At 71.9% G+C, this 22,033-nt stretch carries 17 protein-coding genes and 1 pseudogene; 6 read left to right on the plus strand and 12 right to left on the minus strand.

Going from position 1 to position 22,033, the window contains the following annotated elements; all coding sequences use genetic code 11:
* Window positions 1–19: 19 nt before the first annotated feature.
* Window positions 20–220: a hypothetical protein gene (locus tag KF840_01975; protein MBX3023657.1), complete on the plus strand. Its 201-nt coding sequence runs from the start codon at window positions 20–22 to the stop codon at window positions 218–220.
* Window positions 221–248: 28 nt separating this feature from the next.
* Here the strand turns inward: KF840_01975 and lnt are convergent, their stop codons facing one another.
* Together lnt and KF840_01985 are read right to left on the minus strand one after the other, a co-directional pair.
* Window positions 249–1,796, minus strand: coding sequence for an apolipoprotein N-acyltransferase (lnt, locus tag KF840_01980; protein ID MBX3023658.1), 1,548 nt, complete (start codon window positions 1,794–1,796; stop codon window positions 249–251).
* A 22-nt stretch (window positions 1,797–1,818) separates the two neighbouring features.
* Window positions 1,819–3,243, minus strand: a complete 1,425-nt coding sequence (locus tag KF840_01985) for a sigma-54-dependent Fis family transcriptional regulator (protein MBX3023659.1) — start codon at window positions 3,241–3,243, stop codon at window positions 1,819–1,821.
* 161 nt (window positions 3,244–3,404) lie between these two features.
* On the opposite strand from KF840_01985, the gene KF840_01990 reads away from it, so the two are divergent.
* Window positions 3,405–6,038 carry a GAF domain-containing protein gene (locus KF840_01990; GenBank protein MBX3023660.1) on the plus strand — a complete coding sequence of 878 codons (2,634 nt, stop codon included), beginning with the start codon at window positions 3,405–3,407 and terminating at the stop codon, window positions 6,036–6,038.
* Between the two features lie 113 nt (window positions 6,039–6,151).
* On the opposite strand, the gene KF840_01995 is transcribed toward KF840_01990, so the two are convergent.
* The 3 genes from KF840_01995 to KF840_02005 are packed head-to-tail and all read right to left on the minus strand — an operon-like array spanning window position 6,152 to window position 7,457.
* Window positions 6,152–6,565, minus strand: coding sequence for a HEPN domain-containing protein (locus tag KF840_01995; GenBank protein ID MBX3023661.1), 414 nt, complete (start codon window positions 6,563–6,565; stop codon window positions 6,152–6,154).
* Window positions 6,562–7,068: a nucleotidyltransferase domain-containing protein gene (locus KF840_02000; protein MBX3023662.1), complete on the minus strand. Its 507-nt coding sequence runs from the start codon at window positions 7,066–7,068 to the stop codon at window positions 6,562–6,564. Before KF840_02000 ends, KF840_01995 begins: the two co-directional genes overlap by 4 nt.
* Window positions 7,044–7,457 (minus strand): DUF1566 domain-containing protein, encoded by a 414-nt coding sequence (locus KF840_02005; protein ID MBX3023663.1) that lies wholly within the window; start codon window positions 7,455–7,457, stop codon window positions 7,044–7,046. Before KF840_02005 ends, KF840_02000 begins: the two co-directional genes overlap by 25 nt.
* Here KF840_02005 and KF840_02010 point away from each other — a divergent pair.
* A complete protein-coding gene (locus KF840_02010) occupies window positions 7,354–7,884 on the plus strand; it encodes a hypothetical protein (protein ID MBX3023664.1) in 531 nt (176 codons plus the stop codon). The genes KF840_02005 and KF840_02010 overlap by 104 nt on opposite strands.
* A gap of 39 nt (window positions 7,885–7,923) precedes the next feature.
* On the opposite strand, the gene KF840_02015 is transcribed toward KF840_02010, so the two are convergent.
* The 3 genes and pseudogenes from KF840_02015 to KF840_02025 all read right to left on the minus strand — a co-directional run bounded on the left by KF840_02015 (window position 7,924) and on the right by KF840_02025 (window position 12,469).
* Entirely contained in the window at window positions 7,924–10,584 is a 2,661-nt protein-coding gene (locus KF840_02015; GenBank protein ID MBX3023665.1) for a beta-propeller fold lactonase family protein, read from the minus strand.
* A gap of 233 nt (window positions 10,585–10,817) precedes the next feature.
* Window positions 10,818–11,477, minus strand: coding sequence for a helix-turn-helix transcriptional regulator (locus KF840_02020; protein MBX3023666.1), 660 nt, complete (start codon window positions 11,475–11,477; stop codon window positions 10,818–10,820).
* Window positions 11,478–11,780: 303 nt separating this feature from the next.
* Window positions 11,781–12,469, minus strand: a pseudogene (locus KF840_02025) (type II toxin-antitoxin system PemK/MazF family toxin).
* Between the two features lie 89 nt (window positions 12,470–12,558).
* Here KF840_02025 and KF840_02030 point away from each other — a divergent pair.
* Window positions 12,559–17,769 carry a hypothetical protein gene (locus tag KF840_02030; GenBank protein ID MBX3023667.1) on the plus strand — a complete coding sequence of 1,737 codons (5,211 nt, stop codon included), beginning with the start codon at window positions 12,559–12,561 and terminating at the stop codon, window positions 17,767–17,769.
* 71 nt (window positions 17,770–17,840) lie between these two features.
* Here the strand turns inward: KF840_02030 and KF840_02035 are convergent, their stop codons facing one another.
* From KF840_02035 to KF840_02050, 4 genes are all read right to left on the minus strand, one after another.
* Window positions 17,841–19,031 carry a hypothetical protein gene (locus KF840_02035; protein ID MBX3023668.1) on the minus strand — a complete coding sequence of 397 codons (1,191 nt, stop codon included), beginning with the start codon at window positions 19,029–19,031 and terminating at the stop codon, window positions 17,841–17,843.
* A 710-nt stretch (window positions 19,032–19,741) separates the two neighbouring features.
* Window positions 19,742–20,077: a type II toxin-antitoxin system Phd/YefM family antitoxin gene (locus KF840_02040; GenBank protein ID MBX3023669.1), complete on the minus strand. Its 336-nt coding sequence runs from the start codon at window positions 20,075–20,077 to the stop codon at window positions 19,742–19,744.
* Between the two features lie 15 nt (window positions 20,078–20,092).
* A complete protein-coding gene (locus KF840_02045) occupies window positions 20,093–20,404 on the minus strand; it encodes a type II toxin-antitoxin system RelE/ParE family toxin (protein ID MBX3023670.1) in 312 nt (103 codons plus the stop codon).
* Window positions 20,405–20,684: 280 nt separating this feature from the next.
* A complete protein-coding gene (locus KF840_02050) occupies window positions 20,685–20,987 on the minus strand; it encodes a hypothetical protein (GenBank protein MBX3023671.1) in 303 nt (100 codons plus the stop codon).
* 288 nt (window positions 20,988–21,275) lie between these two features.
* Between KF840_02050 and KF840_02055 the strand changes: the two genes are divergently transcribed.
* The gene (locus KF840_02055; protein ID MBX3023672.1) at window positions 21,276–21,569 is read left to right on the plus strand and encodes a BrnT family toxin; all 294 of its coding nucleotides are present in this window, start codon (window positions 21,276–21,278) and stop codon (window positions 21,567–21,569) included.
* Window positions 21,541–21,804 carry a BrnA antitoxin family protein gene (locus KF840_02060; protein ID MBX3023673.1) on the plus strand — a complete coding sequence of 88 codons (264 nt, stop codon included), beginning with the start codon at window positions 21,541–21,543 and terminating at the stop codon, window positions 21,802–21,804. The genes KF840_02055 and KF840_02060 overlap by 29 nt, the downstream gene beginning before the upstream one ends.
* The last annotated feature ends 229 nt before the right edge of the window (window positions 21,805–22,033 follow it).

The following is a 22,033-nucleotide window of genomic DNA, read 5'->3' on the forward strand; positions in this document are numbered from 1 at the left end:
TTGCGCGAGGGGTCGCGAAATGTCCGATCAGGAGATTCTCAAGATGGCTGCCTTCCAGATGCATTCGTGCGCGGGCCGCATCCAGAAGCTGGCCCGCGAGACGAGGCTGTCCGCGGCGGCCGACCAGCTCGCATCGGTCGCCACCGAGTTGCTCGAGATCGAAGCGCGCCTTCTCCTGCTGGCGGGAAGGGGAACCGACCGGGACAGCAGCGAAGCGTAGCGCTGCGGTCGGCTCCGAGCTCGCCCGTTCACGACTCCCCGCTGCGAGCGGAGGCGGGGAGCACCCTACGCGGTCGCACGCGCGCGGCCGCCGCCAGCGCAAGCGCCAGCGCGCACGACCACGCGAACCAGTCGCCCCAGCGACGGTAGGGACTCCCCCCCACGGTCGGGGCGACTTCGCCGGTGATCGCGGCCGTCGCGAAGAGCGGCGTCGGTTGGTGCACGACGCCGTTCGGATCGACCAACGCCGAAACCCCGGTGGTGGTGGCGCGGATCAGCCACGTGCGCTCCTCGACGGCGCGCGGCACCACCATCGCGAAGTGCTGCGCCGGACCGCTGCCGCGACCGAGCCAACCGTCGTTGGAGAGGTTGATGAGCGCCGCGGCGCCCTCCCCCATGCGCGCGCGAACCAGCTCCGGGAACACGCCTTCGAAGCAGATCACCACCGCCGTCGGGCCGAGCGGCGTCGGCAGAATGCCCTGGGTATCGCCGAACGCGAAGGTCCGAACCCGTCCGAAGCGGCGGCGGAGGAAGGCGATGAAGCGGAACGGAAAGTACTCCGCGAAGGGCAGCAGGCGCTCCTTGTCGGCGCGCGCCTGGATCCCGTCGGCGGTGATCGCGAAGGCCGAGTTGTAGAAGATCGGCACGGCCGGATCCGGATCCTCGACGTGCGGCGCGCCGGTCACCAGGGTCGCGCCGAGGTCGCTCAGGAGAGCCTCGATCGCCCCCAGGTGCCGGGGCTCGTTGGCGAGGAAGGACGTGACCGCGCTCTCCGGCCAGATCAGCAGACGCGGGCGAGCGCGCGCCGCGACCTCCCGCGAGAGCGAGAGATAGGTCGGCAGCCCGGCACCGTAGTATTCGGCGCGCCACTGGGCGCCGACGTCGTTGTTGCCCTGGACCACGGCGACCGACACCGGGACGCCGGCCGGCGGCGGCGGCGAGATCCGCCACGCGCCGTAGGCGACGAGGCACGTCCCCGCCGCGGTGGCGACCGCGACCGAGGCGATACGCCCGTTGCCGCCGACGAGGGTGGCGACGGCCGCGTTGACGAGCGCCAGGACGAACGACAGCAGGTAGATGCCCCCGAGGTCCGCGGCCTGTAGCAGCATGGGCGCCGGCACGAGGGCGTACCCGAGGAGCAACCAGGGATCGGCGGTCGGCCCGCGCGCGCGCAGCAGCTCGAAGGCCGTCCACGTGACGGCGAGCAGCAGGACGCGCGCCGCGCCGCTTCGCGTGCGGATCAGCCAACACGCGGTGGCGGCGAACGCCGCGTAGTGCAGGCCGCGGTAGAGGAACGAGCTCACCACGCCGAACGCGACCGCGAACCACATCGGCTGGTCGTAGTAGTAGCTCATCGCCGGCAGCACCCACGCGGCTTCCGCCCAGTGCGCCGCCATCCCCCACGCCAGCCCCCACCCCGCCGCCTGCAATGGCGTGACGCGCTCGATCAGGGCGAGCAGCGGCGCCAGGGCGACGAAGGCCAGCGGCCACCATCCCCAGGGCGGCATCGCCAGCGCGTGCAGCAGCGCCGAGGCGAGGACCGCGGTCGCGGCGGCGCGGATCGAAATGCGAGACACGGACGCGCGAACGGACGGCCCGTCAGCGCAGGCCATACCGCTGCAGCTTGTCGAGCAGTCCCCGGCGGGAGAGGCCCAGCTCGGCGGCGGTATGGGTGTGATTGCCGGCATTGCGCGCCAACGCCGCCTGGATGAGCTCGCGCTCGAGGCGCTCGACGGCGGGGCGCAGCGTGCCGTTGGTCGACTCGAGCGGCTGCACCGACGCGAAGCGCTCCGACAGCAGATCGGGCGCGATCAACGCCTCCGGCTCGGCGAAGGTGAACGCCCGCTCCACCTCGTTGCGCAGCTCGCGGACGTTGCCCGGCCAGTCGTGCGCGGCGAGGATCGCGACCGTCTCCGCGCTGAACCCGGGGGAGGCCTTGCCGCGCTGGAGGCAGAGCTCGGCGAGGAAGTGCTGCGCGAGCTGCGGGATGTCCTCGCGCCGCTCGCGCAGCGGCGGCGTGCGCAGGCTGATGACGCTCAGGCGATAGTAGAGGTCGCGGCGAAAGCGGCCGGCGGCGACGTCCGCCTCCAGGTCGCGATGCGTGGCGGCGATGATGCGCACGTCGACGGGTATCGACCGGTTGTCGCCGACGCGGCGGATTTCGCCCTGGTCGAGCACGCGCAGCAGCCGCGTCTGCAGCTCCGCGGGACAGTCGCCGATCTCGTCGAGGAACAGCGTGCCGCCGTTGGCGACCTCGAACAGGCCCTGGCGGTCCTCGTGCGCGCCGGTGAAGGCGCCGCGCCGGTGCCCGAACAGCTCGCTGGTGAGCAGCTCCGGCGCCATCGCGGCGCAGTTCTCGCTGACGAACGGCCGCTCGGCGCGCGGGCCGTTGTAGTGGAGCGCCCGCGCCACCAGCTCCTTGCCGGTGCCGGTCTCGCCGAGGATGAGCACCGTGGCCTCGCTCGGCACGACGCGCTCGAGCTGCGCCAGGAGGCGCTGCAACGCCGCGCTGGCGCCGATGATCTCGTCGAAACGGTAGCGGCCGCGGGCGTCGCGGCGGAGCTGCGTGTTCTCCTGGCGGAGGCGTTGATTCGCCGCCCGCAGCTCCTCCTGCAAGCGCACGTTGTCGATCGCCAGGCGGTGCACCTCGAGCCCCTGGCGCACGGTGGCGAGCAGCTCCTCCATCGACCACGGCTTGGTGAGGTAGCGGAACACCCGTCCGGCGTTGATCGCCTGGATGAGCGCGTCGATGTCGGTGTAGCCGGTGAGGATGATGCGGATCAGATGCGGGAATGGATCGATGGTGCGCTGGATCAGCTCGGTGCCCGTCATCCCCGGCATGCGCTGATCGATGATGGCGACCGCGATCTCCGGGTGGCGCTCCAGCAGCTCGAGCGCGCGCTGGCCGCTGGTCGCGGTGTGGATCGGGTAGTCGTCCGAGAGCGTGATGCGCAGCAGCTCGACGCTCGCCGGTTCGTCGTCCACCACCAGCACCGCGCGCGTGTCCGCTGGCTCGATCCCCACGCGGCATTGATTCGAGATCACCCCGAGAAAGTCAAAACATCCACCGCGGCGATCGCGCCGCGCCCGATCGGCGTTCTCATCCTGCCGCCGCGTCCCCGTTGAAAGGGGCGGACGCCCCGCCCTGCGGACCGCCCCGCGGCGGTGTGCTAGAGCGCCCTGCGATGCACCGGCTGCGACCGTACTGGCGCCCGCTCCTCGCCGCGGCGCTGGCGCTGCCGTTGCTCATCGGCGCGGTCGCGGTCAGCGCGCCCTGGATCGGCCGCAGCTTCCCCGGCTTTCTCGTCCTCCACGACGGCGTCGTGCCGACGGTGAGCGCGTTCGACTGGCCCAGCGATCGGCGGGCGCTGTTCCACTCCCAGGTGGTGGCCGTCGACGGGCGGCCGGCCGCCGACAGCGCCGCCATCTACGCCGCGGTCGCAGACCGGCCCGCGGGTACGCTGGTCCAGTACCGCATGCAGCGCGACGGCGCCGAGCGCGCCATCACCCTGCCCGTGCGCCAGTTCGGCATCGGCGACTACCTGCAGACCTACGGCGTGCTGCTCCTGTTCGGCGGCATCTGGCTCGCCTGCGGGCTGGTGGTCGGCGTGCTCCAGCCGCGCAGCCGGCAGGCGCGGGTGTTCCTGCTGCAGAGCGCCATCGCCGGGCTCTATCCGATCTCCGCCGTGTTCCTCTATCAGCCCGGCCTCGCCTGGCTGGGCTGGCTGCCGGTGGCGCTCGAATGCCTGCTCGGCGCCACCTGGATCCACCTGGCGCTGGTGTTCCCGGTCGAGCGGCCGCTCGGCGGGTGGCGGCGATCCGCGGCGGTCGGCGCCTACGCGCTCGGCGGCGCGCTCGCGATCGCCGCCGTCCACGGCCTCGCCGAGGCCCCGCCGCGGCTCGGCTGGCTGCACGCCGAGTACGCCTTCTCCGCGTTCGGTGTCTCGGCCTTCGTCCTCGCGCTCGTCGCCGGCTATCGCGAACACCCGAGCGGCCCCGTGCGGGCGCGCATCAAAGCCCTGCTGCCCGGCGCCGTGCTGGCGGGATCGCTGGCCGCCTACGCGCTGCTCAACGCCGCTCTCGCCGGGCGCGATTTCCCCGTCCAGTTCGGCCTGCTGCTGAGCCCGGTGTTCTGCGTCTCGGTGGGCTACGCGATCGCCAAGCACGACCTCTTCGACGTCGACCGCGTGGTCCGCCAGAGCTTCGTCTACGCGCTGCTGACGCTGGTGGTGCTCGCCGCGTACGCGCTGACCCTCGCCGTCTCCGCCCGCGCCCTGCCGGCCTCCGACCGCCTCACCGCGGTGCTCAGCATGGCGTTCGTCGCCCTGCTCGCCTTCGTGCTCGAACCGCTGCGGCTCGCCATTCAGCGGGCCGTGGATCGCGCCTTCTTCCGCTCCCCGGTCGACTACCGCAAGACGCTCGCCGACCTCGGCGAGGCGATGACCACGCTGCTGCACACCGAGGACATCGCCGCCGAGCTGACGCGGGTCGGCACCGAGGTCGTGCAGCTCGAAGCCGCCGGCCTCGCGCTCGTGGAGTACGGCGGCGCGCCGCGCTACTGGCTGCGCCGCGCCGACGCCGCGCCCGTGCACGGCATCGCCCCGGCCGGCATCGCGCCGCTCTGTCGAGCAGCCGACGCGCTCGGCCGCCCGGCGCTGGTCGAGGAGCATCTCCCCGGCATCGCCGACCCCGCGGCGCGTGCGGACGCCGAGCGCTTCCTCGCCGCTCATCGCCTCGAGGTCGCGCTGCCCCTGACCTTCGACGGCGTCGTCATCGGCGGCCTGCTGCTCGGCCGCCGCCGCTCGGGGCGGACGGTGTCGTCCGAGGACATCCGCCTGCTGCGCACGCTCGCCAGCCAGGCCGCCATCGCCCTGCAGAACGCCCGTTCGTACCAGGCGCTGGAGACCCTGACCCGCGAGCTCGACTCCCAGGTCCAGCACCGCACCGCCGAGCTGCGGATTTCCAACGAGCAGCTCAGCCAGGCCTACGACGATCTCAAGCGCGCCCAGGCGCAGATCGTCCAGTCGGCCAAGATGGCGTCGCTCGGCCAGCTCGTCGCCGGCGTCGCCCACGAGCTCAACAACCCCGCCAGTTTCATTCACGGCGGCCTGCAGAACCTGAGCCGCGCCCTCGACCGCCTGGTCCGCCTGCTGCAAGCGCACGAAGCCATCGCGCCGGCGGATCCGGCCGATGCCGAACGGTTGGCGGCGATCCGCCGCGAGATCCGCCTCGACACGCTGCTGCAGGACGTCCCGGCGCTGCTCCGCATCTGCGCCGAGGGGTCGGAGCGGGTGAAGAAGATCGTCGACGATCTGCGCGTCTTCGTCCGCGCCGACCAGGGCGATCGCGCGCCGGTGGACGTCGCGCAGTCGATCGACGCCACCCTGGCGCTGCTCGGCGACCGCATCGAGCGCGGCGGCGTCACCGTGCACCGCGACTACCCGCCCGTGCCGCCCATCGACGGGCAGGCGGGCCAGCTCAACCAGGTGTGGATGAACCTCCTCGTCAACGCCCTCGACGCGCTCGAGGGCGTCGCCGATCCGACCCTGACCATCTCCGTGCGCGCCGCCGGCGAGGCCGACGCCCGCCGCATCGAGGTGACGGTGCGCGACAACGGCGCCGGCATGGACGAAGCCACCCGCGCCCGCGCCTTCGAGCCCTTCTTCACCACCAAGCCCATCGGCCGCGGCACCGGCCTCGGCCTCAGCATCGCCTTCGGCGCCGTACAGAGCCACGGCGGGTCGATCGACATCGAGAGCGCGGGCGGCGAGGGCACCAGCGTGGTGGTGCGCCTGCCCCTGGCGGATCGCCCGCGGTAGCCGACCTGTCCTGCAACGGACTGCTGGAGGACGCCGCTCCATCGGCGCCTGTTGGAATCACATCGCGCCGCCATCCTGCAGGCGCCGATGGGCGGCGCCCTCCACCGGGTGCCTCACTCGTCGGCGGGGAAGCGAGCGATCAATCCGACCACGAACGTCGCGTCCGCCAGCGCCGCCTCGGCGTCCTCGCGCCGGTACTCCTCGGTCGGAATGAAATCGTCGTCGCCGTAGAAGGCGAGCTCTCGTTCCCTGCGCAACCGCTTCGAGATCGCCGCCAGGCGCTCGGTTTCCGCCGCGACGGCCGCCGGCAGGCGGCCTGCGTGCTCCAGCAGCAGCGCCCCGACGTCGTGCTGCTTCGGCGGCTCGATGCCGACGAACCGCAACATGCCCTCGAGCGCCAGCTCCACCAGCTCCTGCGCCTCGCGCACGACGTCGGAATAGGCCTCGTCCTCGAGCAGGGTGCGGAGGGCGCGCAGTCCCCGGCGCGCCTTGTCGAAATGGGCGCGCGCCAGGGCGAGGCTGGTCATAGGCGAATGATCTCGCCGCGCTTGTAGTCGGGCTTGAGATCCCAGTACCACTCGCTTCCGCGCCAGATCCGTCTGGCGCCGCTGCGCCGCAGGCGGGCGCGCAGGTCGTCGAGCGCCGCCGCCAGGATGCCGTCGCGGTCCTCGAGGATCACCGCGTCCTCGGTCAGATCGAGCATCAGCGGGCTGGCGGTGCGGATGTCCTCCGGCGTCCGCAGCACCGGCGAGAGCTCGGTGTGGATGCCGCCGCGCGCCAGCTCGGCGATCGCGTCGGCGAGCCGCGCCTCGACCGGATCGAAGCTCTGCAGACGCGCCCGCCGGCCGCGCGGCAGGTCCGCAACGACGAGGAAGAGATCGACGTCCGAACCCGGTCGCGCGGTCCGCCGCGCCACCGACCCGAACAGCGCCACGCTGCGCAGCCGCTCGCCATAGGTGGCCTTCATGGCCGCCAGGACGGCGCTGATGAACGGGTGCTCGGGCGTCAGTGAGGCAGCGCCGGCGGCCATGTGCGCAGCGTAGCACGAGCCGGCCGCGCCTGTCCCCCGGGGACGAGCGCCCCGGGGGACGGCGACCGCGATCGGGAGCCGCCGCGGACGGCGCGGACCGGCCACGGATTCGCGTTGGAGAGGCTCTCGGTCCGGCCGTTGCCGAAGTGCTCGATCCACTGCCGGCCGGTATCGAGACGCGTGGTCGCCGCATAGTGGAACGTCGCGGCCGTGCAGCTACACGCGGCATTCGCGAGGTCTGAGCACGCGGCCCCGCAACTGGCGCCCTGGAACGCGGGATCCACCATGGGCGGGCCGGCCGCGGGCGCGACGAGGCCCTGCAGCTCCTCGATGGTGGGGATGCGCCAATCGGTGTGGCCGGCGAACCCGGCGCCGGCGTTGAGGTGCACCAGCCAGTCCCAGATCGTGGTGCCGCTCGCCCTCGACGCGCTCGAGGGCGTCGCCGATCCGACCCTGACCATCTCCGTGCGCGCCGCCGGCGAGGCCGACGCCCGCCGCATCGAGGTGACCGTGCGCGACAACGGCGCCGGCATGGACGAAGCCACCCGCGCCCGCGCCTTCGAGCCCTTCTTCACCACCAAGCCCATCGGCCGCGGCACCGGCCTCGGCCTCAGCATCGCCTTCGGCGCCGTGGCGAGCCACGGCGGGTCGATCGACATCGCGAGCGCCGTCGGCGAGGGCACCACCGTCACGCTGCGCCTGCCGCTGCGAATGACGACGAACCTCAACGCGAAGGCGCGACGCCTCGCCGAGCTGGCGGCCTCCCGACGTTGCTCGCCGCCGCGCGGCGCGGCGCTTGCGCGTTGGCGATGTTGAGCGCCGCGCCGCAGCGTCGATATCGCGCTCGCGCGACCTTCAATAGCTTGCCTTGTAGCTCGCCTCGCTGTTCGCGGCCGCGGCCGTGAACGTGCTCTGCCAGCACGAGTCGTCGGAGTTGACCACTTGAACTGTGACCGTGCCGCTCATCGGCACATCGATGACGTCGGGCTGGTTCGTTCCTTGGGCTTTCACGAAGAGCTTCGTGCCACCGTGCGTTCGCTTCAGCATCGCCTTTCGCACGCCAGCGTTGACGCCGTTGGGGTCGACATATCTGTACAGGTTGCTGGTCGAAGTCCACGGCGGCCCGGGCGGAATCGTCGCCACGCCTTTCAACCCGGTATCGTCGTATAGGCAGAGCGCATAGGCGGTCGACTGCGTCGGCTGACCGAACGCTGCCGGGAGTGTTGGCGCGACCCCCGCGTCGAGCTTCACGAGCAGCTTGTCCTTGCGATCGTCGGCGTCGTTATGGATCGCCAGCTTGCTCCTGGCAGCCGGCTGGCATCCGCCGATCGGGCTCGCAGCACACGTACGCTGCGGCGCCGGGGTGCGCGTCACGGTCAATTGCGGGGTGGGAGTGGGCGTGGGCGACGTCACGGATGGCGTGACCACTGCGGCCACGTTCCACTTGCTCGCATGCGTAGAGAGGACCGTGACCTGAACGTCACCGTCAGGCAGATCGACGCGTTCGGAGACGCACGGGTCGGGAACCGCCGCACCGGAGGAGTCGTTGCAGGGGGGTGCCGGGACGCCGTTACGAGGGATCTGGATGGTCGCCGCGTCCACTCCCGCGGGGAGGATCGATGCGTCGACGGTGTACACGAAGACAAGCGGTCTGGACTCGGGCGTGACGCCCGACGTGGCGCCATCGCCAGCGGCGATGTTCTCTGGCGCTTCGACGTCGATGCGGGTGCCGAAGAATCCGAGACTCGTATCACCCGGCAGCGGTTGTCCCCCGCTCAGATGGATGGACACGAAGCCGGCGTTGGGGGTGGTGATCGCGAGCTCGATCGGACTCGCCGGCGTCGCGCCGTCACTCTCGGTATCGGTGCTCAGCGTCCCGTAGGAATCGAGCGTGGCCGAGACCGTCTTCTCGAACAGCGAGCAGTCGGCGGCGCAGCCGTCGCCGTCGAGGAGATTGCCGTCGTCACACTGTTCGCAACCCGGCGTCAGCGTTCCGTCGCCGCACGTGGGAGCGGTGCCGCGGCACTCGCCGCCGCGGCATTCATCGCCGGTCGTGCACGCGACGTGATCGTCGCACGCGATCCCGTCGGCGGCCGCTGGATGCGTACAGGTCCCGGTGCCATCACAGACGTCATCGCGGCAGGGATTGCCATCACTCGCGCAGGCGACGCCGGACATCTGCGGCGCGCACGTGTCCACGCCGGCGCCGCTGCAGTTCCAGCATTCCTCCACTTCACAATCTGACGAGCATCCGTCTCCCGCCAACGAGTTGCCGTCGTCACACGCCTCACCGGCATCGAGCACACCGTTGCCGCACGTGATTTCGAACACCGCGATCGCGGGTGGTGTGGTCATCGTGACGTACAGGTTCCTCCCGTCGGGACTGACCGCCGGCGCGACAGTGCCAATCAGGTTCTCCAGGCCCGGATCTCCGCCGATGCCGCCCCGGTGTTGCTCATGGCGGGTCAGGCCACCGTGCACCGGGTCGACCAGGAACACGGATACGAAGCGATCCCAGGTGACGCCAAACAGGCGCGTCGCGCCGACGCCCATCATCAACTCCGCGGGTTGGGCATAACCGCCGACCAGCGGCTCGACCTCGGAGAAGGAGAGGTCGCCGGTCAGCACGTTGCGCTTGAGCGTCGTGATCACCCCATCACCCCAACTCGCGACGGTGAAGAAAAGACCGTTGGGGCTGAGTGCCATGCCGGCGGGACGATAGAACCCCACCACACCGTTCTCGCCCTGCTTGACGCGGCCGGCGTACGTCACGAGTCCGGAGAGCGGATCGCGGTTGAAGACGCTGACCGCGCTGTCTTCGTACGCGGTGACGTAAATGGTGTTGCCGTCGGGGCTCATGATGGCGCGCGCGTACCAACTGCCGCTCGTGGACGGGGGCGAGAACTCCGCGCCGAGGAACGACAACGTGCCGAAGTCCGGGCTCATCGGGTCGTCGTCGCGGACGAACGCCGCCAGGGAGGAGGGCTGATGCGCGTCGTGTAGATCGCCGGCCGCGGCGGAGTACACGAACTTGCCATCCGGGCTCACAGCGACGTCGGTGGTGCGTGCGAGTCCGGTGTTTGGCGGCACACCGTCGATCACGTCTTGCAGATGCGTCAGTTGCCCAGTGACCGGATCGATGGCGTAGACGATCACGCGCCCGTCACCGCTGCCGCCGCTGGCGCCCAAGTACAAGTGACGGCCATCCGGACTTGCACTCCCGCGCCACCAGTTCGCGCCCAGGCCCGTGTGCTGCTCGATGAACGTCAGACTGCCGGTCGTACCGTTGCGACTGAACGCCGCGATGGCGCTCGTCGGACCTGGACCCTGGTTCGTATACACGAACTGTCCGTCGGGCGTGACGATGATGCCGTCTCCGCCGTAGCCCGCCTCGATCTCTCGGAGCGCCAGCACCGGCGCCGCGGAGACCGTGTTCACGCGCACAGTCGTCGCTCCGACGCACGCGACGAGCACAAGCAGCAGCTCACGGACCCCTCTGAGCGTCACGACTCGCATACGACATCCTTCCCCTTCGTTCGGTGGGTGCGTGCCTCGCGCTCGTGGGCGTCGATCACTCGGCGACGTGTCCCTCGTATCGTGCGTTGCGTCATCGGTCCGAAACGGCCGCGCCGCGGCGGCGGGCCGCTGATGGGCTCCCCCCGGGCGCCGGCTGCTATGCCCCGGCCGGCCATCGCTGTCGTCATGCAAATGGTGGAGGGCACGCCATTCCCCAGCGACCGCCGCTGCCGTCATGCCTGGTGGATCTCGCCCGGCGGCAGGCGCAGGGCGGCGGCGCCGCTCAAGAGCAGGCGGGCCAGTTCCGACTGGCGCGCGGCGCCGGTCTTGGCGAGCACGCGCTGCAGGTGGGTGCGGACGGTCGAGCGGCGGACCCGCAGCTCGGCGGCGATGTCGTCGAGGGTGCCGCCGGCGGCGAGCCGGGCGGCGATGCGCGCCTCGGCCGGCGTCAGGCCGTGGAGGCGGCGCAGCAGAGCGAGGTTGAGCACGGCGGGTCCGTGGTCGGCGGCGAACACGGCCACCAGCGCCTCCGCCGGCGCCGCGACGCTCCAGAGCAGGAGGGTGAGCACCTCGGCGCCCGCCCCGCGCAGGGCGAGCAGGGTGCGGCGCTGGGCCTGCCCGTGCGCCGCGGCCACGGCGTGTCGCAGGCGCTGGGTGTCGGCGGCGCCGGCGGCGAGCAGGCGGTGCCCCGAGACGCGCAGCGCGCCGCCGCGCCGCAGCAGGTCGCCGGCGGCGGCGTTCGCGAAGCGCACGCCGGCGTCGGCGTCGACCAGCAGCAGGGCCCGCGGCAGCGCGTCGAGCAGCGCGGCCAGCGCCGCGCTCGGCGCCTCGGCGGTGGCTGCGCCGCCGGCCGTCGGCGGCGCGCACGGCACTGTCGTGGCGGGCTGGGTCATCCGATCGGCGGACCATCGCAACCGGCGTACCAGCGAGGGCGCGGGCATCCGCGCACGGCGGGGACGCCCCCCGCTGCGCAGCCGCTGCACGGCGCCACGGGCGCGCTGCGCAGTTGCCGCACAGCGGCGGCCGCGCGGCCGCGTGGGCGCGCGGCGTGTCAGCGCCGCTGATCGGGTCGCCTCAGCGCGGCCTGGAGACGTCGCGGCGCTGATGCGGCGCGGGGAAGAGCGGCGCTGACGGGCCGCCCTCCGGGCGCGGCCCGTCGGGCGTCGACGTCAGCGTCCCGCGCGACCGCGAGCCGTTCAGAGCTCGCCGAGACGGCGGAGCTTCTCCTTCACCTCGCGCAGGATGCTGGGTGGCAACGTCCCCAACCGCCGGCGCAGGCGGCGATTGTCGATCGCCCGGCTCTGATCGATCATGATCTCGCACTCGGCGGCGTTTCCCGCCATGCGCTTGGGGAGCACGACGCGAAGCAGGTTCTGCCCGGAGAGCCGGGTCGTGCAAGGCAGGACCCAGGTCGAGGGATGCCCGACGCCGTTCAGCAGATCGGTCTGGATCACCAGCACGGGCCGCAGTTTCCAGCCTCCGTACCCCGTGTCGGCCGCAGATCGGCCAGATACAGGGCCCCATGCGCGATCGACGCGCTCAATCGAGCCCCTCGTCCGACAGGTGGTCCAGGTCGTCGGTCGCCTCCCGGCTCGACCACCGCGTGGCGCGGGACGCCTCGCGGTACGCCTCCCGGAGCGCGCGGCGCTCGGTCGTCTCCTGCAGGAGCCGCAACCCGCGACGGATCACCTCCACGTTGCTCTTCAGCTTGAGGCGCGACTTGAGCGCCTGCACCAGCTCCAGCTCGGGTCGGGGAAGGGTCACGCTCGACTTGGTACTCGATTTCATACCGGTCTCGATACCCGGATCGTCCCACGGCGGCAACGCCCGATTCGCGGCGCGGCAAGGACGGTCGCGGCTGATTGCGCGCGGCGCGCGGCGCCATCGCGAGCAGGGTGCGGGCGAGATCTTCACCGCGGATCGCGTCGTCCAACACGTTGCAAAACCATCGACGATCGACGATGCAAAGACGTCGTGAACCCCGCTCGCATTTCGCCGCTGGTTCTCGCGCGGCACGCGCTGACGGCGCTGGTGATGCTGGTCGGGGCGCGGGGGGCGGCGCGGGCGACCTGCAACGTCATCCCCGGCGTCAGCAACACCTTCCGCGGCGCCCGCGGGACCATCGACCGGCCGTTCGCCGGGCCGGGGGACGTGCTGACGCTGCGACTGAGCGCGTCGTGCGACGGTGACGCGAGCGCCTTCGGGACCGACCCCGGCGCCCTGGTGGCGACCTTCGTGTTCACGCCGCCGGCGGGGCCGCGCAACGTGGTGGCGCTGGCGGCCGACTGCGGGGCGCTGGCGGAGCGCCTGGCGCGCTGCCGCGGGCGCGGCGACGTCGCCGGCGCGGTCTGCGTGCCGGCGCGCACCAGCATGCCCGAGGGCGGCGTCGACCTGGCGCTGCGCGACGGGCGGCTCGACGTGCGCGTGCCGGACACCGACGCGCTGCTGCCGCCGGCCGGCGACGGCCGCGGCTTCACCGGAGCGGCGGCGGTCGCGATCACCGGCGCGGACGACGAGCTGCCGTGCGCGCTGGCGGCGCAGCCCTGCCGCGAGCAGGCCGGCGCGCTCGCCTGCATCGACGAGCTCTACAGCGTCAACGACACCTGCGACCGGACGCCGCACGAGCTGTTCTCCCACTTCACCGCCCTGCCGGCGGCGAACGAGTACGGCGCCCTGTGCAGCGACGGGCGCGGCTGCAGCGGCGCCGCGGACGAGCTGCGCTTCACCATCGACGCCGATGGCAACGTGCTGGCGCCGATCCACTGGAGCGACGTGCTGCCGCCGGAGAAGGTCGACCTGGCGCGCCTGGTGCGCGCCACCGTGGCGGTCCGCGCCTTCCCCGATCGACCCGACCTCGTCCGGGTGCCGAACCGCGGCTTCCTGCACGCCTATTCGCCCGAGGGCAGCGTGTTGCCGCCGCTGTTCCTGCCGCAGCGCGACCCCACCGCGCCGGACGGCGTGACGCTCTTCGGCACCGCCGACGCCGACCGCGGCGTGGTGCGCGTCGATCGCCGCAGCGTCACCTTCCACGCCTGCGCCGGCGGCGCCAACGACGGGCTCCCCTGCTACAACGGCGGCGACTGCCCCGCCGGCCGGTGCCGGCCCGCGACCTGCAACGGCGGCTCGCGCGCCGGCGAGCCCTGCGCCGGCGACGGCGAATGCCCGGAGGGCGAGTGCGGCGCCGCCCTCTTCGATTTCCGCACCCGCCTGACCGCCGGCGTCGGTCCGGTCACGGTGGCGCGCACCGGCGCCGGCGCCTGCGCGCGGTCCGGCACCGCGTGCGGCGGCGACGGCGACTGCGCCGCCGGCGATCACTGCGCCGGGTTCACGCTGCGGGCGCAGAATCCGGTCGGCCTCGACGGCCTGTTCGAATCGGACACCATGCTGGTGTCGGTCATCCCGGAGGCGTTCGCCAAGGAGGACCTCGACGGCGACGGCGACCAGACCGACGACGTGCTGCTGCTCACCGATCGGGTGTCGGGCGCGCGCCTGGCCATCGGCCGCGACGGCGCCCCCGGCCGCGCCGTCGCGCGCATCGACACGCCGCCGCTCAGCTTCCCCGCGGTGGTCGTCGCCGACGACCTCGTCGCCTTCCTCGAACCCGAGCCGCTCGCCGGCGAGGCGGATCTCAACGGCGATGGCGACGCGGTCGATACCATCCTGCGGGTCTTCCAGCGCACCCCCAATGGCATCGTCGAGCTCACCGAGGGGCGGGTGCTGACCGCCGACGCGGCGCCGGTGATCGACGGCGACAGCCTGGCGATCATCGGCGGCCAGGTGATCTTCCGCACCGCGGAAGCGTCGGCGGCGCCGCGCCGCATCCGGCGGGTGAGCGTCGCCAGCGACGGCGCGGAAGCCGACGCCGCGTCGGCCGCCCCGGCGATCTCCGCCGACGGCCGCCAGGTCGCATTCGAGAGCGCCGCCACCAACCTGGCGCCCGGCCTCGACGCCCACGGCGTGTTCGTGCACGAGCTCGACAGCGGCGTGACGACGGCGCTGCCGCTGCGCGACCCGCGCCACGACGGCGGCTGGCCAGGGGTGCGCGTGCCGCCCGGCGCCGCCGCCGAGTCGCCCGCCCTCTCCGGCGACGGCCGCTACGTCGCCGTCGCCGCGCCGGACGAGCTGGGGCGGAAGCAGGTCTGGATCACCGACCGCGACGCCGACGGCAACGGCGTGTTCGACGAAAGCGACGGCGTCTCGACGGCGATCGTCAGCACCGACGTGCGCGGCCGCCAGCCCGGCGAGAAGGACAGCCTGTTTCCGTCCCTGACGCCCGATGCGCAACTGCTCACGTTCCTGACCGCGTCGCGCAACCTGCACGTCGATGGCGCCGGCAAGCTGCGCAACATGTGGCAGCACTGGGACCCCGACACCGATACCGTCCTCGCCAGCGATGCCGTGGAGAGCGGGGGCGTGCTGGCGAACACCGACTCGCTCCGCCAGCTCGCCCCGATCGCGCCCAATGGCGACGTCGTCTTCTCCTCGCCAGCCGACAATCTGGTCGACGACGACACCAACGACTTCTGCCTCAACGCCGGCGGCAATACCCGCTGCGCCGACATCTTCGTCTACTCGCCGCTGTACTGGCCGCTGCGCGTGCGCAACGGTGACCGGGAAGACTACCGGCGCACGGGTTTCGAGCGGGTCAGCCTCGACAGCGATGGGCGGCAGGCGAACCAGCAGTCGTCGGCCCCGGCGATCTCGTGGGACGGCCGGTTCGTGGGGTTCATCAGCGTGGCCTCGAACCTGGTGCCGGGCGACACCAACGGCACCGCCGATGTCTTCCTGCGCGACCGGCGCGCGCGGACGACGACGCGCGTGTCGGTCGCCTCCGACCGCGCGCAGGCCGACGGTCCGTCGTTCGACCGCGTCCTCGCGCTCTCGGCCGACGGCCGCTACCTCGCCTTCACCAGCACCGCGACCAATCTGGCCCCCGGCAGCACGCTGTGCGACGCCGACGGCGACGGTCGGGCGAGCGAGACGTGCGCGAACGTGTACCTGCACGATCGCTTCACCGGTTTCACCCAGCGCGTGAGCGCCGGCCTCGGCGGCGCCGCGCCGGATGGCCCCTCGAGCAGCCCGGCGATGTCGGCCGACGGCCTGACCGTCGCGTTCCGCAGCGAGGCCGGCAACCTGGTCGCCGGCGACGACAACCGCACCTGCGCGCGCGGCGGACGCCCCATCAACTGCGGCGACATCTTCGTATCCGAACCGGACCCGGCGGCGCTGGCCGCCGACCCGGCGCTCGATCTCGACGGCGACGGCGACCTCGACGACACGGTCCTGCGCGCCTTCGATCCGCAGTCGCGCACCGTGACCACCATCGGCCGCGCCAGCGCCGCGGCCGCCGCCGGCGACGGCGTCGCCTTCCTCAGCCCGGAATGCGACGGCGGCGCGCGGGCATGCCGCCACGGGATCGACCTCAATGGCGACGGCGACCTCGACGACACGGTGGCGTTCTTCTGGCGGCCCGGCGCGGCCGCCGAGAACCTGCGTCAGGACGGCAGGGAGATCGCCGCCTCGGACAGCGTCGTGGCGGTGGTCACCGATCGACCGCGCCCCTCCGCGGTGCCGCAGGACGGGCCGTACACCTCGCTCAACGTGTACCGCATCGGCGACGCGCCGGGGCAGTGGGCGCACGTCGACCGCGACGCCGCGGACGTGCAGGTCGCCGGTCACATCGTCGCCTTCACCGAGGGCGAGTACTGGCCGAACGGGCTCACCAGACGGCAGGATTTCGACGCCCATGACCGCGTCCTGCGCGTCTACGACGCCGAGCAGCGGGCGATGCGCGCCGGCCTCGAGGGCGCGTTCGCGCAGGCGGCGGACGACTTCGTCCTCGGCACCTCGCTGCTGGCCTTCAGCCAGCGCGAGGGATCGCGGGGGCAGGGCTACAGCAGCGCGTGCGATCCGAACGACGATCACGACTGCCTCGACGGCGTGCTCGAGGTGTACGACCTCGCGGCGGACGAGGTGATGGAGACCGGCCAGGCGGTGACGCCCTGCGCGATGGCGGCCTGCAAGCCGCGGCACGCCTTCCAGGTGTCGAACGAGACGGTCACGTTCCTCACCGACGAGCGACAGCAGGGCGACCGGGATCTGAACCAGGACGGCAAGCTCGGTCTCGTGCTGCAGAGCTTCAACGTCCGCGCCGCGCGCGCGGCGCACGCGGCGGCGACCGCGGGCGCGGCAGCGGTCGGCAGCGGCGGCAGCAACGGCGCGGTCACGGTGCTGGGGGCGATCGCCACCGGCGTCTGCACCACCACCGGCGAGCCCTGCGTCGCCGCCGACGCGTGCGGCAGCGGCGGCGAGTGCTACCTGCCGCCCGGCGGCTGCCTCGTCGATCTCGGCACGACCTGCGACTTCCTCGATCCCGCCATCGCCAACCACGGCTGCCCGAGCGGCGCGTTCTGCGAGCCGACGCGATTCGGCCGGGGCCGCTGTCGCGTCCAACAGGGACCGTGCGCCAGCGATGCCGACTGCTCTGCGCCGGCGCACTGCAGCGACGGCGGCACGTCGTTGCAGCGCCTGCTGGCCCCGTTCACCGACCGCTCCGCCGACGACGGCCAGTTGTTCGTCGGCTCGGGCCGCTGCGTCGAGGATCTCGGCACCGCGTGCAGCCGCGGCGGCAGCGCGTGCGCGGCGGGGCTGAGCTGCGACGTCGCCGACGCCGCCTCCGGCCGCCGCACCTGCCAGCGCCGGTACGGCACCTGCCGGACCGACGCCGACTGCGCCGCCGGCGCGCTCTGCCGCAACGCCGCCATCGTCGCCGCCGCGGCCGACAGCGACGGCGACGAGATCCCCGATCCGTACGACAACTGCCCGTTCCTCAGCAACGTCGACCAGCTCGACAGCACCGGCTCCGGGGTCGGCGACGCCTGCCGCGGCTCCGCGTCGCCGTCGCCGACGGCGTTTCCCACGGTGACGCGGACGCCGTCGCCACCTGCCGGCGCGACGGTACCGGCGACGCCGACGGCGATGGCGACGCGCACGGCGACGGGGACGCTGACCGCGACGCCGACCCGCCCGGCCACCGCGACGGCGCGGGACACGGTCACGCCGACGCGGCGAAACGACGGCGGCGGCTGCGCGATCGGCCGCGGGCGTCGCGGGGCGGCGGATGCGGTGCCCGTGCTGTTCGCCCTGGCGCTGGCCGCCCTGTGCGGCGCCCGGCGCCGGCGCTGAGGGCGCTCGGCATCCCTGCGCGCCGGCGGCTGCCTGGCGCGCCTCCGGAACCCTCGCGGCGCCGCGCGCCGCTACTCGCAGACGTCCCGCGGCAGATCGAGGCAGGAGGCGTAGGTGGTGACGTCGCCAGCGCGGTCGAGCCGCACGCCGCCGTCGGGGCCGAACGTCGCCTGCACGCTGCCGGCGGGAAGGCCGATGTGCAGGATGCCGCCGGTGAAGCACGGCTGGCCGAGCGGATACGCGAGCGGCTGCTCGCTGTGCAGCGCGATGCGCTCGCCCAGGCAGTCGGCGTCCATCGCGCCGTCGATCTCGATCGTGCCGCTGTCGCGGTGTTGCGTCACCGTCATCTGGTGCAGCGTTGCGGCGAAACCGAACGGCCCGTCGCCATGGGTGTCGTCGATGCGGACGGGACCGTCGGCGATCGCGACCACGGTGATCGGATCACAGGTGCCCTGGAAGCCGTGGAATTCGACCGTCACCTGCGTCGCGTCGAACTGCGCTCGCACCGTGCGGCCCTGCGCGCCGGTGTAGGTGATCGGTCCGTTGATGGTGACGACCCCGCCCTTGATCTGGCACGGCGGGTCGCCGAGCGTGAGGTTCCGCAACGTCACCAGCGCGTCGACGCGGGAAGCCAGCAGCGGCACCCGGTCGGAGGATTGGAGCGAGGCGTCGAGGGCGAAGTCGATGGCGACGTTGAACGGCAGAAGCTGGTCGGGGCACTGGCCGGGCGCGGTGATCTCGGCGCTGCCGGTCGACTCGACCACGCCGTCGACGGTGGCGATGGCGCAGTGATCGGCGGTCGCGGAGGTGACGAAGGTGCCCGTCCCCGTGTCCTCGCAGGCGCTATCCAGGGTGCCGCCCAGCTCGCACTCCTGCGAGCGACCGATGCTGTCGAGCGCCCCGGCGACGAGGTCCGAGAGCCCCGGCAGCGGCGCCAACGCGCGCGCGGTCACGAGGGCGACCGCCGCGGGATCGCCCGACGCCGCGGGGCAGCCCACGAGCGCGTTGTTCACGGCCGCGATCAGCTCGTTGATCGTCACCGCGCCATCGCCGTTCGTATCGCCGACCGCGCACGTCGCCAGGTCCGCCGTGCCGAGGGCGACGTTCACCAGGCTGATCAGCTCATTGATGGCGACGGTGCCGTCCGCACTGCAGTCGCCGGCGCAGGACGCGGCAATCACCCGCGAGGACACGAGCAGCGCGCAGCAGGCGAGCGCCGCGCAGGCATGGCGACGCAATGCACCGATGAGAGTCGTCCGCATGAACGTCCACACTTTCACAGCGCGACGAACATGCCAACTCGGGACGCCGACGAGCCAGGCGATCGCGCCGCGGTCTTGGCGGAGGGGGCACGCATACCAGCCCCCGGGGCACTCCAGAGAGTGAAGCGGACCCAAGGGCGTGAGCGCGAAGCGAAGACGCGCGGGATCGGATATCGGACGATCATCAACCAGGCGCTGCCGAAGGCGTCGGCCTGTTCCAGGAACTCGCGTAAGGCGCTCTCCCGACATGCCGCGCTCCTCCACTGCGGCCCGCCGGGTTGCCGTGCAGACGATTCGCAGATTCGGACCGAGACGCGCGCGCCCTCGGCAGGAGCGCGCAGCCCGACGGCACAAGCCTGGGCGCGGCGGCTTCCTGCCGCCAGCCGACGCCTTTCCTGCTGCGCCCATAGCGTCGAGATCCGGCAAACGGATCCCGGCAACCAGGCTGGCGAAGGACCGCCTGCCCAGGGATGCACACGACCTCATCAGGGATATGGAGTCGAGAAGCGGAGCCCCGAGCCCTTGCGGGATGCCGGTTTTCAACTGCGCCGGGGTGGGTGTTGTGGCGTGCCGTGCGATAGCTCCGTGTCCGCAAAACCAGGGCCCCACGGCCCGGCGTGGTGCCCTGGCGTGCCGCGCGGCGCCGCTACGGCCCGCCGCGTTGATTTGCAGGGTATTTGCGGAATCGGACAGCGGAAACGGCTCGCCCCTCACCGGGTGCGCGCGCGGCCTGACGGCGCACGCCTGGCCGGGGCCTGCTTCCTTCTGCCAGCCGACGCCTCCTCTTCACCGGCCGCTCCCACATCGTCGAGATCCTCCAAGCGGACTCCCTTGCCGGCGCGCAGGCTGCCCCGCGCCGCAGCGATGCGATCGAAAAAGGGCGGATCGTTCTCCAGCCGGTAATCGAACCACTCATCCTCGGAGTCAAAACCGATCAGGACGCCGGCCGCCTTGCCATGGCGCGTGATCACGATCTCTTCCTTCGCCGCCTGGCGCAGGTAGCGAGACAGGTCGTCTTTCACTTCCGACAACGGGACTTCCTTCATCGCGCATCCTTTCCTTCATTCTCCGGACGCCTGAGGACCCGGTTCGCCGTGGCGCTCGAGCCAGGCGGCCGCGTGCGACTTCGCCACGACCGCCAGCACTTCGACGCGTTGCTCGACCACGTCGCAGAAGATTCGGACATCCTCCACGCGGAGACGGTACTGCGGGCGACGCATGCCCCGCAGCCTCTTGATCCGGCTTCGGCTGGTCTTCGTTGGTTCATGGCGCAGCCATCGCTCCAGAGCGTCCCGAACCGCTGCTCGATCGGCGGCTCTCAGCGCCTCGAGATCCTCCACTGCCTCGGGGGCCAGGACGATCAAATGGCGCATTCTGGCCAGACTCTCGCCAGATTTCCGGAATGCGGCAACCGACCTCTGGCAACCTGCCGGGACCAGCATGCGAGCTTCGGATACGAACGCGGTGATACCAGCCACCAGGCTTCTGAACTGCTCGGCAGTGATCTTGCGCGCCGCGAGCAGCGCCTGAGGAACCGTGCGATACGCCGCCATCGGTTCGGGCGCGACGCACACCTCGGCCGATCGCGGCACCTCTTCCAGGGCCCGCTGCGGTACTCCGCCAAACGCGAAGGCGGAGACGACGACGCCGGTATCAACGACGACGCGTGGCCTTCGTCCCACGCGTCGCGACACGCTTCCTCCGCACCGTGCGGACTGCCTCCTCGACGTCGTCGACCGTCAGAGTGGTGCCCCGAAACGCTTCGCGCGCCACGCGAAAGGCCGGCTCCAACCGCTGCTCGGGAGAGAGCGCGGCGAGGATGAGCTCCTCAGGGGTGAGTTTCTCGGCACCGGCCTTCACGGTTTCGACCTCTGAACTTCCAGTGGCCAGATCGCTCGCCCGCGTCACAATGAACAAGCCAGAGGGTGGTCCCGCCCAGCCAGTCCACACGAGCATGACCGCACCGCCAGCGGAGGGGGTATGCGTTCCTCTAAAGAAACGACGGAGGGGGAGGGATTCGAACCCCCGAGCCCTTGCGGGCTGCCGGTTCTCAAGTGCGCCGGGGTGGGTGTTGCAGCGCCCCTCGGCGTGCCTTGGTGTCCGGAACATCGGGCCTGCGCGCCCGGTTTCATATCGGCCCGTCCCATGTTGTACCGATTGGTGCCGCGGCGTTGATTTGCAGAGTATTGGCCGATCCCCTCGCAGACCGTGGACAGACCGGCTGAATTTCGGTATTTACCGAAAGTGCGGTTCGAGTGGGATGGTCGGAAGGCCTGGGCGAACCGCGCGAAGCACGGCGTCAGCTTCGAGGAAGCGATTACAGCATTCGATGATCCATTTGCCCTGGTGGCGGTCGATACGCGCCACTCGACGCCGGATGAGGAGCGCACATGGCTGATCGGGGCCGCGGATGTTGCCGCCCTCGTCGTCGTCTACACAACCCGGGACGCGGGCGAGGTGTTTCGTATCATCAGTGCGCGGCGTGCCAGCCGGCGGGAGCGGAAGCGCTATGAAGAAGCTCGAGGAATTTCCGTTTGAGAAGGCCCGGCGACGAACCGCCCGCGAAGTCGAGGCCGCACGCAAGGCCATCGAAACCAAGCTGGGCACGACGCGGCCGCGGCGCGGGCGTCCCCCCAAGGGCGACGACAAGTACACCCCGGTATCAATCCGACTCGATCCACGCGTCCTCGCCTGGGCCAAGCGCGAAGCCAAGAAGCGCGGGCTCGGGTATCAGACGATCATCAACCAGGCCCTACTGAAGGCGTCCGCCTGATTCGGCGTCGCGCGTCGAGCGCTCTGCCGACACCAGCCGAGAGGAAGCGGAGGGGAAGGCATTCGAACCCCAGAGCCCTTGCGGGCTGCCGGTTTTCAAGTGCGCCGGGATGGGTGCCCTGGCGTGCCTCGCCCTCCCTCGGTGTCCGGCAATTCGTGGCCAGTGACCCGACGCCGCGCCTCAGTGTCCCTCGACATCACGCCGTGTGCCGCGGCGCTGATTTGCAGAG

Source organism: bacterium, from assembly GCA_019637795.1.
GTDB lineage: Bacteria > Desulfobacterota > Binatia > HRBIN30 > CADEER01 > JAHBUY01.